This window comes from Corynebacterium accolens (genome assembly GCF_023520795.1).
Classification (GTDB): Bacteria; Actinomycetota; Actinomycetes; order Mycobacteriales; family Mycobacteriaceae; genus Corynebacterium; species Corynebacterium accolens.
The window spans coordinates 2,059,118-2,075,584 of the sequence record NZ_CP046605.1 but is presented as its reverse complement, the minus strand read 5'-3'; the positions used below and the strand labels follow the sequence as shown (position 1 = coordinate 2,075,584).

The window sequence follows — 16,467 nt, the reverse complement described above, 5'->3', positions numbered from 1 at the left end:
TTTTATAATGGCAGATTCACAGGAGAACCCCGCTGCGGGCAGGCCCGTGCAGGCTAAGCCCCAGCAAACCCAGCAGCCGCCCAAGAAATGGCATGAGCAGCTGGACCAGCTGCCGCAGCAGGGGCAGGGAAAAAAGAAGCGCTCCAAGCGCGACTACATCAAGCAGATTCCGCAGGCGATGCCATTGCGTACCTGGCTTGTGGTTCTCCTCGTGGTCATCTCCGGCCTCGGGTTAACGGGCTCGTCCTTTGCCGTGAACTCGATCATGCGCAACGTGCTCTATAACAACGTCGATAGCGAATTGCGCTCGGCGTCGTCTTCCTGGGCCCGCGATGTGGGCAATGACTTCTTCCTAGGTGATCACACCAAGCGCCCGCCCACGGAATACGTGGTGCTCAATTACCTTCCAGATGGCACCATTCGCTATTCCGGGCCCACGTCCACCACCCCGGACGTAGAGGGCGTTCCCTTGGGTGGCTACCCCACGACGGTGGGCTCGATTGAAAATAACACCAAGTGGCGCGCGCTGGCCTTTGCGGATTCCAATGGCGTTATCACCGTCATTGCCAAGGACATGACCCATGAAAAGGAAATCCTGCACGGCCTAGCCATGGTGCAGGTATCCATTGCGGCGATTGCCTTGGCTGCCATGGCCGGCGTGGGCTTCTGGTTTATCCGCAGGGCGTTGCGGCCGCTGCGGGTGGTGGAATCGACGGCATCGGAAATCGCGGCAGGCGACCTAGACAAGCGCGTGCCCGAATGGCCGCTGCATACGGAGGTCGGCCAATTGGCCGCCGCGCTCAATATCATGCTGGGCCACCTGCAGCGCTCGGTCGTTACGGCGCAGGAAAAAGAGGAACAGATGCGCCGCTTTGTCGGCGATGCCTCCCACGAGCTGCGCACCCCGCTGACCAGCCTGCGCGGTTACACGGAGCTTTACCGCTCTGGGGCGACAAACGATGTCGATCTGGTCTTTTCCAAGATCGATAAGGAATCCAAGCGCATGTCGCTGCTGGTAGAGGACCTGCTGGCGCTGACCCGCGCGGAAGGCACGCGCCTAGACCTGCGGCCGGTGGACCTTTTGGAGCTTTCCCTTTCGGTGGGCTCGTCCGCGCGCGCTGCCTTCCCGGAGCGCGAGGTCAAGGTGGTTAATAATGCGCAGTCCATCCCAGTGGTCAATGGCGATGCGGATCGCCTCCACCAGGTGCTGCTGAACCTGATTTCCAATGGCCTGCGCCACGGCGGCGAGGATGCCACGGTAACCCTTCAACTGCGCCGCGACAACAAGGACATCCTGGTAGACGTCATCGATGACGGCAAGGGAATGTCGTCCGAGGACGCCGCCCACATCTTCGAGCGCTTCTACCGCGCGGATTCCTCGCGCACGCGCGATACCGGCGGATCCGGTTTGGGCCTTGCCATCGTGCATTCCCTAGTGGAACAGCACGGCGGCAGCATCAGTGTGGACTCCAAGCTGGGCCAGGGCACCACCTTTACGGTGCGCCTGCCCGCGCTGGAGGAACCGGAGGATTAGTCCTCGCGGTAGCCGTCCTCGTTGGTGCCCAGGTGCTGGCGGATGCGCGCGGCCGCCTCATCCATGGCGGCATCGTCGGTGTCCTCGGCGGCATAGGCCTTGGAAAAGTCGTACTCTTCCATCTTCTCGGTGGGGAAGAGGTGGATGTGGGTGTGCGGCACATCGAAGCCGGCGATGACGTAGCCGGTGCGCGGGGTATCGTACGCGTTCTTGATGGCCTCACCGATTTCTAGGGCCACCTCGTTCAGGTGCGTCCAGGTCTGTGGATCCAGGTCGGTCCACTTATCTACTTCCTCTACGGGCACGACCAGGGTGTGGCCGTAGCGCAGCGGCTCGATGGATAAGAAAGCCACGCAGGTCTTATCGCGGTAGACAAAGCGGGCGGGTAGGTCACCAGTGATGATTTTGCTAAATACAGAAGCCATAGCTGCCAGGCTACCCCAGCTATGATGGTGGGCATGCGCATTCTCGTAATTGGTTCGGGCGGCCGTGAACACGCCCTCGTGAAAGGACTGCACGCTGATCCACAGGCTGCGGAGATCCACGTCGCGCCGGGCAGCGCGGCCATGGCACCGCTGGCTACCCTGCACCCGGAATACTCCCAGGTAGATGATCCAGAACGCATGGTGGAACTCGCCCGGGAGATCGCTGCCGAGCTCGTGGTCATCGGCCCCGAGGTGCCGCTGGTCGCCGGTGTGGCGGATGCGCTGCGGGCAGAAGGCATCGCCGTGTTCGGGCCGAATAAGGACGCGGCCCAAATTGAAGGCTCCAAGGCCTTTGCCAAGGAAGTCATGGAGGCCGCTGGGGTCAAGACGGCCCGCGCGCAGCAGCTGCGCCCAGGCGCTAGCGAGGCCGATATTGAGGCCGCGCTGGATAATTTCGGGCCGCAGTTCGTGGTCAAGGACGATGGCCTGGCAGGCGGCAAGGGCGTCGTGGTCACCGGCGAGCGCGCCGCCGCCCTCGCCCATGTGGATGCGGTCTTAGGTGCCGGCAACCCCGTGCTCTTGGAATCGTTCCTGGACGGGCCTGAGGTATCGCTATTTTGCCTTGTCGATGGCGAGACCGTCGTGCCGCTGTTGCCCGCCCAGGACCACAAACGCGCCTACGATAACGACGAGGGCCCCAATACCGGCGGCATGGGCGCGTACACACCGCTGCCGTGGCTTGGCAGGGACGACGTGCAGCGCATCGTCGACGAGGTATGTACCCCGGTTGCCAAGGAAATGGTGCGCCGTGGCACCCCCTATTCCGGCCTGCTCTATGCCGGGCTGGCTTGGGGCGAAGAGGGCCCGGCGGTGGTGGAATTTAACTGCCGCTTTGGTGACCCAGAGACCCAAGCGGTGCTCTCACTTCTTAAGTCCCCGCTGGCGCAGGCGCTCAACGCCACCGCCACCGGCACGCTGGCAGAACTCGAGCCGCTGCAGTGGGAGGACGGCTTTGCCATCACCGTGGTCATGGCGGCAGAGGGATACCCCGCTTCTCCCCGCAAGGGCGATGCCATTACGGGCGAGGGCCTCGAGGATCCAGAGCGCGTGCTGCACGCCGGCACGAAGCGCTCCAATGGGGTATTCCAGAGCAATGGTGGCCGCGTGCTCAACGTGCTGGGCAAGGGCGACACGCTAGACGCCGCGCGCGAGAATGCCTACGCCACCGCCCAGGGCATTGAGTTTGCGGGCGGGTTTGTTCGGGGGGACATCGGCAAGCGCGCGGCAGCCGGGGAAATTTCTATCTAGCAAGTAGCCACGGGGGAGGGCAGGCATGGAATAATGAGCCACGTGGCTGAGAAGAAGAATATCCCCAACGTCCTGTCCTCCCGTTATGCTTCTGCGGAGCTTGCCAATATCTGGAGCGCGGAGCATAAAATCATCCTCGAGCGCAAGCTATGGATCGCCGTGATGCACGCCCAGAAGAACCTGGGCGTGGACATCCCCGCCAAGGCCATTAGCGCGTATGAAGCCGTTATCGAGGACGTGAACCTCGAATCCATTGCTGAGCGCGAGCGCGTCACCCGCCACGATGTGAAGGCCCGCATCGAAGAATTCAATGCGCTGGCCGGCTACGAGCACATCCACAAGGGAATGACCAGCCGCGATCTCACCGAGAACGTGGAGCAGCTGCAGATCCACACCTCGCTGGAAATCATCCGCGATAAGGCCATCGCCGTGGTCTCGCGCATTGGCCGTCACGCCGCCGAGTACCAATCCCTAGTTATGGCTGGGCGCTCGCACAACGTGGCCGCGCAGGCCACCACGCTGGGCAAGCGCTTTGCCACCGCCGGTGATGAAATGCTGCTGGCCATCGAGCGCGTGGAAGACTTGCTGTCGCACTACCCGCTGCGCGGCATCAAGGGCCCCATGGGTACCTCGCAGGACATGCTCGATCTCATGGGTGGTTCCGAGGATAAGCTCGCCTCCCTAGAGACCAATATTGCGGATTACCTTGGCTTCCGCCGCATCTTCAACTCCGTGGGCCAGGTGTACCCGCGCTCGCTGGATTTCGATGCCATCTCCTGCCTCGTCTCCCTGGGCACCGCCCCGGCATCGCTTGCCACCACCATCCGCCTGATGGCCGGCAACGAGACCGTCACCGAGGGCTTCAAGGAAGGCCAGGTGGGCTCGTCCGCCATGCCGCACAAGATGAACGCCCGCTCCTGCGAGCGCGTGACCGGCCTGCAGGTCATCCTGCGCGGCTACCTCACCATGGCCGCAGACCTCGCCGGCAGCCAGTGGAACGAGGGCGATGTCTCCTGCTCTGTGGTGCGACGCGTGGCGCTTCCCGATGCCTTCTTTGCCATCGATGGACAATTCGAAACCTTCCTCACCGTGCTCGATGAATTCGGCGCCTTCCCGGCCATGATCGACCGCGAGCTGGAGCGCTACCTGCCCTTCCTCGCCACCACCCGCATTCTCATGGCGGCGGTGCGCGCCGGGGTGGGCCGCGAGACCGCCCACGAGGTCATCAAGGAAAACGCCGTGGCCGTGGCCCTGAACATGCGCGAAAACGGCGGCAACCAGGACCTGGTCCAGCGCCTCGCCGCGGACGACCGCCTGCCCATGGACGAGGCCGAGCTCGAAAGGGTCCTCGAGGATAAGCACGCCTTCATCGGCGCCGCCGAATCCCAGGTCTCCCAGGTCCTGCACCGCATCAAGGCCCTCGTGGGCGAGCACCCCAAGGCCGCCGCTTATACGCCGGGCGAAATCCTTTAGCGCTGTGCGCGGGCTTATGTGTCCGCGCGTTATGATGAGGACCATGCGTCCTGAGCTTTCTTCTTATACCCATGTAGCCTCTGGCAAGGTCCGCGATATTTACGATGTGGACGACACCACCCTGCTGATGGTGGTCTCTGACCGCATCTCCGCCTACGACTTTGCCTTGGAACCCGCCATCCCGGATAAGGGCCGGGTTCTCACGGCCACCTCGAAGTTTTTCTTCGATGCCATCGATTTTCCCAACCACCTCGCCGGACCGCTCGATGATGAGCGCATTCCGGAAGAGTGCTTGGGTCGCGCCATGGTAGTCAAGAAGCTGGATATGCTGCCCTTCGAGTGCGTGGCGCGCGGTTTCCTTACCGGCTCCGGCTTGAAGGAATACCAGGCAGACGGCACCGTGTGCGGCATCGAGCTGCCCGCAGGCCTTGTCGAGGCCTCCCGCCTGCCCGAGCCCATTTTCACCCCAGCCACCAAGGCTGAGCAGGGCGATCACGATGAGAACGTGTCCTTCGCGCACGTGGCGGACAAGCTCGGCCGCGAGCGCGCCGAAGAGCTGCGCGCGGCCACCTTGCGCATTTACGCCAAGGCCGCCCAGCTTGCAGAAGAGAAGGGCATCATCTTGGCCGATACCAAGTTCGAGTTCGGCCTTGATGAAGACGGCACGCTCGTGCTTGCCGATGAAGTCCTCACCCCCGATTCCTCCCGCTACTGGCCCGCCGATTCCTACGTGGAAGGCGAGGTACAGCCCTCCTTTGATAAGCAGTACGTGCGCGATTGGCTGACTTCTGCTGCCTCCGGCTGGGATAAGTCCTCTGAGACCACCCCGCCCGCGCTTCCCGATGACGTAGTTTCCGCCACCCGCCTGCGCTATATCGAGGCCTACGAACGGCTATCGGGCGAGCGCTTCGCGGACTTCCTCGCGCCAAGTTCCTAGCTGGGGGCTGGGGTTCTGGTCTTGCCCTGCTCGCCGCGGCCCCCTCGTCGCCTTCTGCTGGGGCAAGGCAGCTGACGCGTACAGTGGTAGGGCATGAGTGATGAAAAGACGACCGCACCGGTAGCCCCAGTCCACCCCGTCAAGCGCGAATTTCACGGCCGCGAGTTCGTGGATAATTACGAGTGGCTGCGCGATAAGCAATCGCAGGAAACCCTGGATTACCTCAACGCCGAAAACGATTACACCGCGGCGCATACCGGGCACTTGGATGCGATGACGGAAAATATCTTCCAAGAGATTAAATCCCGCATTAAACAAACCGATATGTCCGTACCGGCCCGCCGCGGTAAGTACTGGTACTACGGACGCTCCGAAGAGGGCAAGAACTACGGCTATTCCTGCCGCATCCCGGTAGAAGAGGGCAGCGATCCGTGGACCGCACCGGTGATTCCGGAAGAAGGCAGCCCAGAGGGCGAAGAAATTATCCTGGACGCCAACGCCCTGGCAGAGGGCAAGGACTTCTTCGCTCTTGGTGCAGCCTCCATCTCAGATTCCGGCCGCTACCTGGCCTATTCCGTGGATTTTGCCGGCGATGAGCGCTTTGAGCTGTCCATTAAGGACCTCGAAACGGGAGAGCTGCTGGAGGATCACCTCACCGGCATTTTCTACGGCGCTACCTGGGCAGGCGATGGCTACATCTTCTACACCACCGTGGATGATGCCTGGCGCCCGGATGCGGTGTGGCGCCATAAGGTAGGCACCGAGCAGTCCGCGGATGTGCGCGTCTTCCACGAGGAAGATGAGCACTTTAATGTGGGCATCGGCAGTGCTCGCTCCGATAAGTACCTCTTCATTGGCGTGGTCTCGAAGATTACCTCGGAAGCTTGGGTGCTGGATACAGAGGACCCCGAGGGCGAATTCCGCCCGCTGTGGACGCGCGAGACCGGCGTGGATTATGACGTAGACCATGCCGTAGTGGGCAGCGAGGACTATTGGATTGTCACCCACAACGCCACCGGCCCGAACTTCGCGGTGGGCTATGCCAAGGTCGGTGAGGAACTTCCCGCCCTGCGCGATCTGCCGGAGCTGCTGGCACACGATGACACCACCCGCATCGAGGGCGTGGATACCTACCGCGACCACATGGTGGTGGGCTATCGCCGCGGCGGCATCGGCAGGGCCGCCATTATGCGCGTGGGCGATGACTTCGGGGAATTCGAAGAACTCAACTTCAACGAGGAGCTTTTTACCGTCGCCGTGGCCGGTAACCCGGAATGGGACGCGCCGGTAGTCCGCGTGAATTACGTGTCCTATATCCAGCCCGCGCAGCTTTTCGATTACCGCGTGGATACCGGCGAGTACACGCTGCTGAAGGAACAAGAAGTCCCCGGCGGCTATGACCCGGATGATTATGTGGCCTACCGCATCTGGTCTACCGCTAATGATGGCACCAAGATCCCGGTCTCCGTGGTGCACCGTTCTGACCTGGACCGCACCAAGCCCAATCCGACGCTGCTGTATGGTTACGGCTCCTATGAGGCCAGCATGGACCCGTACTTCTCCGCGTCCCGGCTTTCGCTGATGGACCGCGGCATGATTTATGCGGTCGCCCACGTGCGCGGCGGCGGCGAGATGGGCCGTCAGTGGTACGACGACGGCAAGATGTTGCAGAAGAAAAATACCTTCACCGATTTCATCGCAGTGGCCGATGATCTCATCGAGCGCCGCGTGACCAACCCGGATCAAATGGTGGCCGAAGGCGGATCCGCCGGCGGTATGCTCATGGGTGCCGTGGCCAATATGGCACCTGACCGCTTTACCGCCATTCAGGCCGTGGTCCCCTTCGTGGATCCGCTGACCTCGATGCTCATGCCGGAGCTTCCCCTCACCGTTCCCGAGTGGGAAGAGTGGGGCGATCCGTACCACGATCCTGAGTACTACGACTACATGAAGTCCTACTCGCCCTACGAGAATGTCGAGGCCAAGGACTATCCGGATATCTTGGCTATCACCTCGCTGAACGATACCCGCGTGCTGTACGTGGAACCGGCAAAGTGGATTGCGCAGCTGCGCGCTACCGCCACCGGGGGCGAATTCCTGCTCAAGACCGAGATGGTGGCCGGCCATGGTGGCGTCTCTGGCCGTTACGATAAGTGGCGCCAAAACGCCTTCGAATACGCCTGGACCATCAATAAGGCCACCGGCCTTACGGAGTAACCACGCCGCACAGTCACGCGCTGGCCGGCACCCTGGCCAGCGTTCTGGCCAGCGCGCGGATCTGGCGGTACTGTGCGATAATTTGAGCTATGACTAGCCACCTTCTGGTTTCTATCTCCAGTATTTTTGAGGACACTCGGAAGCAGGCTACAAGCTTCCTGTCGGTTCTGGACCGGGAGGAAATTCCCGTCTCCCTCCTCATCGCCCCGCATATTGATGGCAATTGGCACCTGGCCAAGGACAAAGACACCCAACAGTGGCTGAAAGACCAGGCGGCCGCGGGCCGTCCGCTTATCCTCAATGGCTTTGATCAAGCAGTGCAAGGCCGCCGCGCGGAGTTTGCCAACCTCAATTCACATGAGGCGAAGCTGCGCCTAGCCGGTGCGACCCGGCAGATGGCGCAGATTGGTTTCGAACCCACCATCTTCGCGCCCCCGCGCTGGCGCATGTCTCCCGGAACTTTGCAGGTCCTGCCCAAATTCCCCTTTGAGGCGGCGGCTTCTACACGTGGCATCTTGGAGGTGCCCACCGGGAAATTCCACCAAGCCCGCAACCTTTCTTTTGGTGAGGGATTTGGTTCCGCCAAATGGTGGCGCAAAAACATTATCCGCGCGGCAGAGCGCTCCGCCCAGCGCGGCAATACCGTGCGCCTTTCCATCTCTGCCCGCAACCTGGATGACCGCAAGGTCATTAAGGACTTTGTCAAGGCAGCTCGCCGTGCCCTCGACGCGGGCGCTACTCCCGCTGATTACAGCATTTACCTTCCGCGTTAGTCCGGCGGAGGTTTTATAGTAGGTAGCATGAAACGAACAGATGAACTAACAACGCAACAGGCGGCAGACGAGCTCGTGGTGCTTTCTGACGAGATGGGCCTGTACGAGTAGGCGCTCCTACTTGCTTAGGCCGTTAATGAAGTCCTTAGCCTGCTGCGGGAGCAAGCCCCAGATTCCAGCGGGGATGATCTTCTGCAGGTTGCCGGTGGCCGCCATGAAACCGGGGATAGCGAGAAGGCCAGCTAGGATGGCGAAGCCGATAATGGCGCCGGTGCCAAGTGAGCTAGAGCCGAATCCGAAGCCTGGGCCATCGGTGTTGTCGTCGTCCTGGTCGTCGCCGCTTGGGGCGTCGGTGGATTCATCCTCGCCGAGCGTGAAACCGACCTTGACGGGGTCGTGGTCAGAGGCGCGGAAGGGGGAATCGTCGTAGAAATCCACGACATTGTAGTTGCGGCGGGAGTACTCAAAGGCGACGGGTTCGTCGGCGTTGATGTTCCACACTTGGGCATCGGCAAGCGCGCCCGAAGCAACCTCATTGGCCAGGACGTGGTCTAAGGTGCCGAGCAGGCCGCCGAACTGGTAGGAGGTATCGGCGCCGTACTTTTCGGCAGGCACGGTAAAGCCATCATTGCGGAAGACATCGAGCGCGGTTTCGTGGGTGTAGGTATTGAAATCACCCAGGGCGAATAGCGGCTTATCCTTCCAATCGTCCTGTTTGTGCAGGGCATCGAGTACGGCTTGGGCCTGGGCATTGCGGACGTTGGGGTTATTGCCCTGGCCATCGCCGGAATCTTCATCGCCCTTAGCCACCGAGCCCTTGGACTTGAAGTGGTTGGCCACGGCGACGAAGGACTCGTCATCGCTTTTGAGCGGTTGGAATTCCTGAGCCAACGGCTCGCGGGCGGTGCCGGAAAAGCGCGGATCCTGGAAGATGCGGGATTCGCCTACGGGCTTGACCACGTCCTTGTGATAGATAAACGCGGTGCGGATGACATCGGGGCGCTCAGGAACCTGATCCTTGGAAGGGGAGGGAACGAAGGCCCACTTTTCTGAGCCCGCGGCCTCGTTGAGTTTTTCGGTCAGGCGCTTCAGCGCCTTATCGCGCTGGTTAAAGTCCCCGGTGACGGCGTAGCCATCTTCGATTTCGGAAAGGCCAATGACATCGGCATCCAGGCCATTGATGGCGGCGACGATCTTGCGTTCTTGGTCCTGCAATGCGGATTCGGTGTAGGCGCCGCGGGTCTTGCCGCGGTTGACGGTGACCTTATTGCCTTCGCGGTCGGTATAAGCGCTGCCGCCGTATTCCTCGCCCAAGGAAGTAAAGTAGTTCAGCACGTTGAATGCGCCGATGGTGTATTCGCCCTTGACGTCATCGACGGCGTGCAGCTCGGCGGGGCGGGAATCCTCCCAGGAAATGGGGAGATCGGCTCCGGTCGTATTACCGGTGACCGGTTCTGTGGGTTGGAAGCGCCACTGATCGTGGGAATAGTCCACGATGACCGGATGCTGGAATTCGACCGTATCGGTGGTGCGCAGGGACTTGATGGTCTTTCCACCGTCTTGGGAGATATACGGCAGCGGGGTGTCCTTATCCGTCTTCAGGTAATCGCGGGTGCGGCCATCATCCAGGGTGACGAGCTTTTCTGCGTTATCCTTGGCCAGTTTTTGCAGCTCGGAATTGGGGTCGGTGGAAGGGGAGTGGACATCGGAAGGCTGGCGGAAGGCCTCATCGCCCGGGGCGAGGCCGACCTCGCCGTATTGGTTGAGCGAGTAGTTATTGGTCACGGTGTGCGTGCCGGGCTGGATGAGCATGTGCTCAAAGGGCTCGCGGGCGGAATCGCCTTGGGGCAGCTCGTCCACGGCGAGCGGGGTGACCTCCTCCAGCGCGGTATCGAGCTGCTTGAGGGAAGAAGCGCTGACCTGGGTAGCGCCGTAATACTCGGAGACCTGGCCGGTGACCTCGACGGAGTCGCCGATGCTGGGGTATTTATCGGCGCCCTTTTTACCCATGTGGATAAATAGCGCCTGGGAGGCATCGGTGGCTTCTTTGCCGGTGCCGCCGGTCTGGATGGTAAAGCCGTTTAAGCCGCCCTCGCTCCACACGCCGGTGACAACGCCCTGGGTAGCAACGTTTTGGCCCTCGAGCGGGGAGGTAGCGCCGGTGCCCTGGATTTCAGCAATCGGGGTTATGCCTTCGGGAGCAGGGAGGTTCTCGGAGCCACCCGAGCCATCCGGCTGTGGGGCCGGGGACTCGTTGCCGGAATTGGTAGGAGAAGGCGTGCCGACGGTGAAGTCCGCGGAGTTGTCATCGGTATCGGCGCCCGCCGCGTTGCGGGAAGCGGAGGTGTCATTGGATAGTGCGCCGGTGGCAGAGCCTTCAAATTTAGAGGCGGCGCCGTAACCTAGGAGGTCAATGGTGTTGCCGGTGGCATCGGCAAGCTGCACCGAGCCCTTCGTGCCGGACATATTGACCTTGCCTTCCGCATCCGGGGTGGGAAGAGCCTGGGCTTGGCCATTGCCGGCAGCGCCCTGCACCAGGTAATAACCGTGGGGAGCGATGGAGCCAGACAGGGTTATCTTGCCGCCGCTATTGCCGTTGGAGGCAAAGTACTCCACGGACCAGCCGGTGAGATCGATCGCGGCATCGGTGGGGTTATAAAGCTCGATGAAATCATTGGAAAAGCTCGCGCCCTTGTTTCCGCCACCGCCGTAGACCTCAGAGATGACCGCGGTTGAATTTTCCGGGGCGCCCATGGCGGTAGGCACCGCGACGGATAGGGAGAGGGTGGAAAAACCGGCAGCGAGGGCTACCCTGCCAAGGCGGCGAAGAGCCATAGAAGTCACCTTAATCATAGAGGAAGTTGTCATGGACGCCTTTTATATTTACTCGCTGAACAATTGGTGCACCCGTGGCCGCAAGGGGCGGGTTTCGCGCGAGCAGGCGGTGAAACCTGGGTGCCGCGCAAAATTCGTTTTCCTGTTGGTCGTAATTTACGCGGTGTTTGCTTTGCTGGGGTGAAAACCCTGCAGTGGGGGTATATCTAGGGATTGGGCGGGGGTATGACTACACTGAATCGGGCAGACCTAAGCCCCATACAGTAAGGCAAAAATTTCATGGCTCGTGTAGTTGTCAATGTCATGCCCAAGGCGGAAATTCTGGATCCGCAGGGCCAAGCTGTCGTCCGCGCATTGGGTCGCATCGGAGTATCCGGTGTCAGCGATGTGCGCCAAGGAAAGCGCTTCGAACTCGAGGTAGATGACTCCGTTACCGCGGAGGAACTGGATAAGGTGGCAGAAACGCTGCTGGCTAATACCGTCATCGAGGACTACGAGGTTACGCAGCTGGAGGTCAAGTAAGTGACCGCAAAAATCGGAGTAATTACCTTCCTCGGCACCCTGGATGATGTGGATGCCGCCCGCGCGGCCCGCACCGCCGGCGCCGAGGTCATTAACCTCTGGCACGCGGATGCTGACCTGCGCGGCGTGGACGCGGTAGTCGTGCCGGGCGGTTTTTCCTATGGTGACTACCTGCGCTCGGGCGCTATTTCGGCGCTCGCCCCCGTCATGCGCAGCGTCATCGACCGCGCCAAGGAGGGAATGCCGGTGCTCGGCATTTGCAATGGTTTCCAAATCTTGACTGAAGCAGGCCTCTTACCGGGCGCATTGACCCGGAATAAGGGCCTGCATTTTCATTGCACCGATACTTACCTGGAGGTGGAGCACTCCACCACGGCCTGGACCAGCGAGTTTGAAAAGGGCCAAAAGATTTTGGTGCCCGCCAAGCACGGTGAGGGCCGTTTCCAGGCAGGCGATGACGATATCGCCCGCATCGAGGGCGAAGGCCGCGTGGTCTTCCGCTATACCGATAATTACAACGGCTCCATCAATGGCATTGCCGGTGTGAGCGATGAGTCCGGCCGGATTGTTGGCCTCATGCCGCACCCCGAGCACGCCATTGACCCGCTGACCGGCCCATCCACCGACGGATTGGGACTTTTCGTATCCGCCATCAAGGCCGTCGCGGAAGCGCCGGCGGTTTAAGGAGGCCACCTACATGACCGTTTCTAATGACACCGTAGAAAAGGCACAGTCCACCCCGGATGAGCAGCAGCCTTACGTTGAGCTCGGCCTGAAGGATGACGAATACCAGCGCATCCACGATATTTTGGGCCGGCGCCCCACCGACGCGGAGCTGACCATGTACTCCGTGATGTGGTCCGAGCATTGCTCCTATAAGTCCTCCAAGACGCACCTGCGCTACTTTGGTGAGACCATGACGGAGGAGATGGGGGAGAAGATCCTCGCCGGCATTGGTGAAAACGCCGGCGTGGTGGACATCGGCGATGGCAATGCGGTGACCTTCCGCGTGGAATCGCACAACCACCCCTCCTACGTGGAGCCCTACCAAGGCGCGGCCACCGGCGTGGGCGGCATCGTCCGCGACATCATGGCCATGGGTGCGCGCCCGATTGCCGTGATGGATCAGCTGCGCTTTGGGCCTGCCGATGCCCCCGATACCAAGCGCGTGCTGCCCGGCGTCGTCTCCGGCGTGGGCGGCTACGGCAACTCCTTGGGTCTGCCCAATATTGGCGGAGAAACCGTCTTTGATGAAACTTATGCGGGAAACCCGCTGGTCAACGCCCTGTGTGTGGGTACGCTCAAGGTCGATGACCTGAAACTCGCCTTCGCCTCCGGCAAGGGTAACAAGGTCATGCTCTTCGGTTCCCGCACCGGCCTGGATGGCATCGGCGGCGTATCCGTGCTGGCCTCCGATACCTTTGAAGACGGCGCGGAGCGCAAGCTTCCTGCCGTGCAGGTGGGCGACCCCTTCGCGGAAAAGGTGCTCATCGAATGCTGCCTGGATCTCTACCACGCCGGCGTCGTGGTGGGCATCCAGGACTTGGGCGGTGCCGGCCTGGCGTGTGCCACCTCTGAGCTGGCTGCGTCCGGCGATGGTGGCATGGAGGTCAACCTCGATGCGGTGCCGCTGCGCGCGGAAAACATGACCGCCGCGGAAATCCTCGCCTCCGAGTCCCAGGAGCGCATGTGCGCCGTCGTGGCCCCGGAAAATGTGGAGAAGTTCCGCGAAATCTGTGAGCACTGGGAGGTCACCTGCGCCGAAATCGGTGAGGTTACTGAGGGTGACCACTTGGTCATCCGCCACCAGGGCGAGGTCGTCGTCGATGCGCCGGCCGGCACCATCGCGGATGAGGCTCCGGTGTACGAGCGCCCTTACGCCCGCCCCGAGTGGCAGGATGAGCTGCAGAAATACCAGGGTACGGACAAGCGCGGCCTGGTGGAATCCCTGCAGAAGCTCGTCTCTTCGCCCTCGCTGTGCTCGCGCGATTTCATCATGAACCAGTATGACCGCTACGTGCGCGGCAATACCGTCCAGTCCCACCACGCGGACGCGGGCGTGCTGCGCATCGATGAGGAGACCGGCCGCGGCGTTGCCGTTTCCGCCGATGCTTCCGGACGCTACACCAAGCTGGACCCGAACATGGGCGCGCGCCTGGCCTTGGCGGAGGCCTACCGCAACGTCGCGGTTACCGGCGCGAAGCCCGTTGCGATTACCAACTGCCTCAACTACGGTTCCCCGGAAAACCCGGACGTGATGTGGCAATTCCGCGAATCGGTGCATGGGCTTGCCGATGCCGCCGTCGAGCTCGCCATCCCCGTGTCCGGCGGCAACGTGTCCTTCTACAACCAGACCGGCTCCGAGCCGATTCTGCCCACCCCGGTCGTGGGTGTGCTCGGCGTTATCGACGATGTGCACAAGGCCATTGGCAATAACTTGGGCACCGTCAATGAGAAGGAGGTCCTCATCGCCTTGGGCGAGACCAAGGATGAGTTCGGCGGTTCCATCTGGCAGCTGGTGAGCGCCGAGGGTGCCGATAAGGACAACCTCAACGGCCTGCCGCCGCAGGTGGACATGGCCAATGAGAAGCGCCTTGCGGACTTCTTCCACGGCAACGATCTGCTCACCGCCGCACACGATGTCTCCGAGGGCGGCCTTGCCGTCGCCGCCTTTGAGATGGCCAAGCGCGCCGGTGCGCTTGCCGATGCCGCCGGCCTCGGCCTCGACCTCGATCTCACCGCCGTGCATGAGGATGCCTTTACCGCGGCCTTCTCCGAGTCCGCCTCCCGCGCGCTCGTGGCTACCACCGCCGACCGCGCCGATAAGGTGCTTGCCCGTGCGGCAGAGCTCGGCATCTCCGCGGCCATCGTGGGTGAGACCACCGAAACCGGTGCCCTTACCCTGGGCGGCGAATCCGTGGCCATCTCCCAGCTGGTTGAGGCATGGTCTGCCACCTTGCCTGACCTCTTCGGCCACGCCGTGGGCGCTAATTCCGTCGTGGAGTAAACCAGCCCCTGGCACTGCCTAGCACAAGCCCGGCTTCGGCCGGGCTTGAGTAGCGTTTAGGCAATCTTCGATTTTCCCGGCCGCCGCCTAATAAACAAAGCCTTTTCTCCCTGATTCGAATCATGATTTTTACAGTAGGAGTCCCATGAGTGCGCATTCCCGCCACCAAGCCTCCGCACCCGCATCAACAGTGCTGCGGTGGTGCCACCATGGTATTGGGCTGGTATTTGGCCTAGTGGTTGCCATAATTTCCGCCGGAAAAATGAATTACGATGACTGGGACGCGTTATGGGTAGCGGGATTGCTCGTACGCGATGGAAACCGGGATCACCTCTATAGCATCAATGAACATGATTTCGCACTACCCCGTGGTGATGTGTGGTTAGACACCATCGCCCACTCTGATGTCACAGGGTTCCCACACCCTTATGTTCACGCCCCATTTCTTGCCGATGTCATGAGCTTGGTCGTGCAAGTCATGAGTTTTGATGTCTCCGTGATAGTGCTCGCGATTGTTTCCGGTTGGGCGTTGGTGGTGCTGATAGCCTCCGCCTGGTTCTTGTGGTTTGAAGAAGAGATACCGACCATGACATTGCTTTTCGGCATACTCTTGGGCTGGGTATCGACGGCTTTTCAGTCATCGTTGATCCTTGGGCAGACGAGCCCGTTGATCTTTGCGGGGGTTGCATACGGCCTTGCTGCTTCTCGCGTGCATCCAGTGCGCGCGGGAATTGCACTGGGACTTGTATCTGCGGTGAAGCTAACCCCCATTGTCCTCGTACTCATCTGTGTGGCATTTCCGCGGGCGCGGAACACGGGAGTGGTGGCACTCGGGACAGGCGCCATCGCTGTGCTGTACTCAATCGTTGTTTCTGGCTGGAACGTATTTACCTCTTGGTGGGATACCCTTCAGGACATCATGGGGTCAGTAATGGTCGCTCCTGTGAACGGATCGATTGCCTCCCAGCTCAGCACCAACCGCGTTGAAGATGACAACCTTCTTGTCACCATTGTCGATGATCCTTCAACGGCTGCCAGCATTATTCCGCCACTTGTCACCCTGGCATTGGTTGCACTGGTTATTGTTACCGCTGTGCGGTCACAGGACCCGTGGCGCATTACTGCCGTCGGCATCTTTACGGTGCTTACAGCTACCAGCAGTATCTTGTGGGATCATTACGTCTTGTGTGCCGTAGTGCCACTGCTAGGCGTCCTGGCGCGCGGGCAGAATCGCATCATTTATGCCGTCCCAGTCTTGGGACTCTTCCTATTCCCGCCGCTGGCCAAGTCAGATTCTGATTTGTGGTTGCCGTGGTCCTCGTTCATCGCCTTGGCAGGCTTCGTAATCGCACTATGTATCGCGGAGCTAAGCCGGAAGGACGCCCTGCCCCTGCGGGACCGCCGCCTTTCCTTTAAAAACGCGAGCTAGCAGGCGG

The 16,467-nt window shown here is 61.2% G+C and carries 12 protein-coding genes; 10 read left to right on the top strand and 2 right to left on the bottom strand.

Translation table 11 applies throughout. The annotated features are described in order from the left end of the window. The first annotated feature begins 7 nt into the window (after positions 1 to 7). Positions 8 to 1,534 carry a sensor histidine kinase gene (locus CACC_RS09875; RefSeq protein WP_005279569.1) on the top strand — a complete coding sequence of 509 codons (1,527 nt, stop codon included), beginning with the start codon at positions 8 to 10 and terminating at the stop codon, positions 1,532 to 1,534. Here the strand turns inward: CACC_RS09875 and CACC_RS09870 are convergent. Continuing rightward, the gene (locus tag CACC_RS09870) at positions 1,531 to 1,959 is read right to left on the bottom strand and encodes an HIT family protein (protein ID WP_005279571.1); all 429 of its coding nucleotides are present in this window, start codon (positions 1,957 to 1,959) and stop codon (positions 1,531 to 1,533) included. The genes CACC_RS09875 and CACC_RS09870 overlap by 4 nt on opposite strands. Positions 1,960 to 1,992: 33 nt before the next feature. On the opposite strand from CACC_RS09870, the gene purD reads away from it, so the two are divergent. From purD to CACC_RS09845, 5 genes are all read left to right on the top strand, one after another. Further along, positions 1,993 to 3,267: a phosphoribosylamine--glycine ligase gene (gene purD, locus CACC_RS09865; RefSeq protein ID WP_035108563.1), complete on the top strand. Its 1,275-nt coding sequence runs from the start codon at positions 1,993 to 1,995 to the stop codon at positions 3,265 to 3,267. Positions 3,268 to 3,300: 33 nt separating this feature from the next. Beyond that, the gene (gene purB, locus CACC_RS09860) at positions 3,301 to 4,740 is read left to right on the top strand and encodes an adenylosuccinate lyase (protein WP_005279575.1); all 1,440 of its coding nucleotides are present in this window, start codon (positions 3,301 to 3,303) and stop codon (positions 4,738 to 4,740) included. Between the two features lie 43 nt (positions 4,741 to 4,783). After that, positions 4,784 to 5,677, top strand: a complete 894-nt coding sequence (locus CACC_RS09855; protein WP_023017940.1) for a phosphoribosylaminoimidazolesuccinocarboxamide synthase — start codon at positions 4,784 to 4,786, stop codon at positions 5,675 to 5,677. Between the two features lie 93 nt (positions 5,678 to 5,770). Further along, the gene (locus CACC_RS09850; RefSeq protein ID WP_005279577.1) at positions 5,771 to 7,894 is read left to right on the top strand and encodes a S9 family peptidase; all 2,124 of its coding nucleotides are present in this window, start codon (positions 5,771 to 5,773) and stop codon (positions 7,892 to 7,894) included. 89 nt (positions 7,895 to 7,983) lie between these two features. After that, positions 7,984 to 8,667, top strand: coding sequence for a DUF2334 domain-containing protein (locus tag CACC_RS09845; RefSeq protein ID WP_005279578.1), 684 nt, complete (start codon positions 7,984 to 7,986; stop codon positions 8,665 to 8,667). Between the two features lie 117 nt (positions 8,668 to 8,784). Here the strand turns inward: CACC_RS09845 and CACC_RS09840 are convergent, their stop codons facing one another. After that, the gene (locus CACC_RS09840; RefSeq protein ID WP_005279579.1) at positions 8,785 to 11,502 is read right to left on the bottom strand and encodes an ExeM/NucH family extracellular endonuclease; all 2,718 of its coding nucleotides are present in this window, start codon (positions 11,500 to 11,502) and stop codon (positions 8,785 to 8,787) included. A gap of 279 nt (positions 11,503 to 11,781) precedes the next feature. On the opposite strand from CACC_RS09840, the gene purS reads away from it, so the two are divergent. The 4 genes from purS to CACC_RS09820 all read left to right on the top strand — a co-directional run bounded on the left by purS (position 11,782) and on the right by CACC_RS09820 (position 16,460). Next, the gene (purS, locus tag CACC_RS09835; protein ID WP_005279580.1) at positions 11,782 to 12,024 is read left to right on the top strand and encodes a phosphoribosylformylglycinamidine synthase subunit PurS; all 243 of its coding nucleotides are present in this window, start codon (positions 11,782 to 11,784) and stop codon (positions 12,022 to 12,024) included. Beyond that, complete coding sequence (purQ, locus tag CACC_RS09830; protein WP_005279581.1) at positions 12,025 to 12,708, top strand: phosphoribosylformylglycinamidine synthase subunit PurQ; 684 nt, start codon at positions 12,025 to 12,027, stop codon at positions 12,706 to 12,708. Between the two features lie 13 nt (positions 12,709 to 12,721). Next, positions 12,722 to 15,031 carry a phosphoribosylformylglycinamidine synthase subunit PurL gene (purL, locus tag CACC_RS09825; protein ID WP_005279582.1) on the top strand — a complete coding sequence of 770 codons (2,310 nt, stop codon included), beginning with the start codon at positions 12,722 to 12,724 and terminating at the stop codon, positions 15,029 to 15,031. Positions 15,032 to 15,176: 145 nt separating this feature from the next. Then, positions 15,177 to 16,460 (top strand): glycosyltransferase family 87 protein, encoded by a 1,284-nt coding sequence (locus tag CACC_RS09820; protein WP_035108539.1) that lies wholly within the window; start codon positions 15,177 to 15,179, stop codon positions 16,458 to 16,460. Positions 16,461 to 16,467 lie beyond the last annotated feature (7 nt).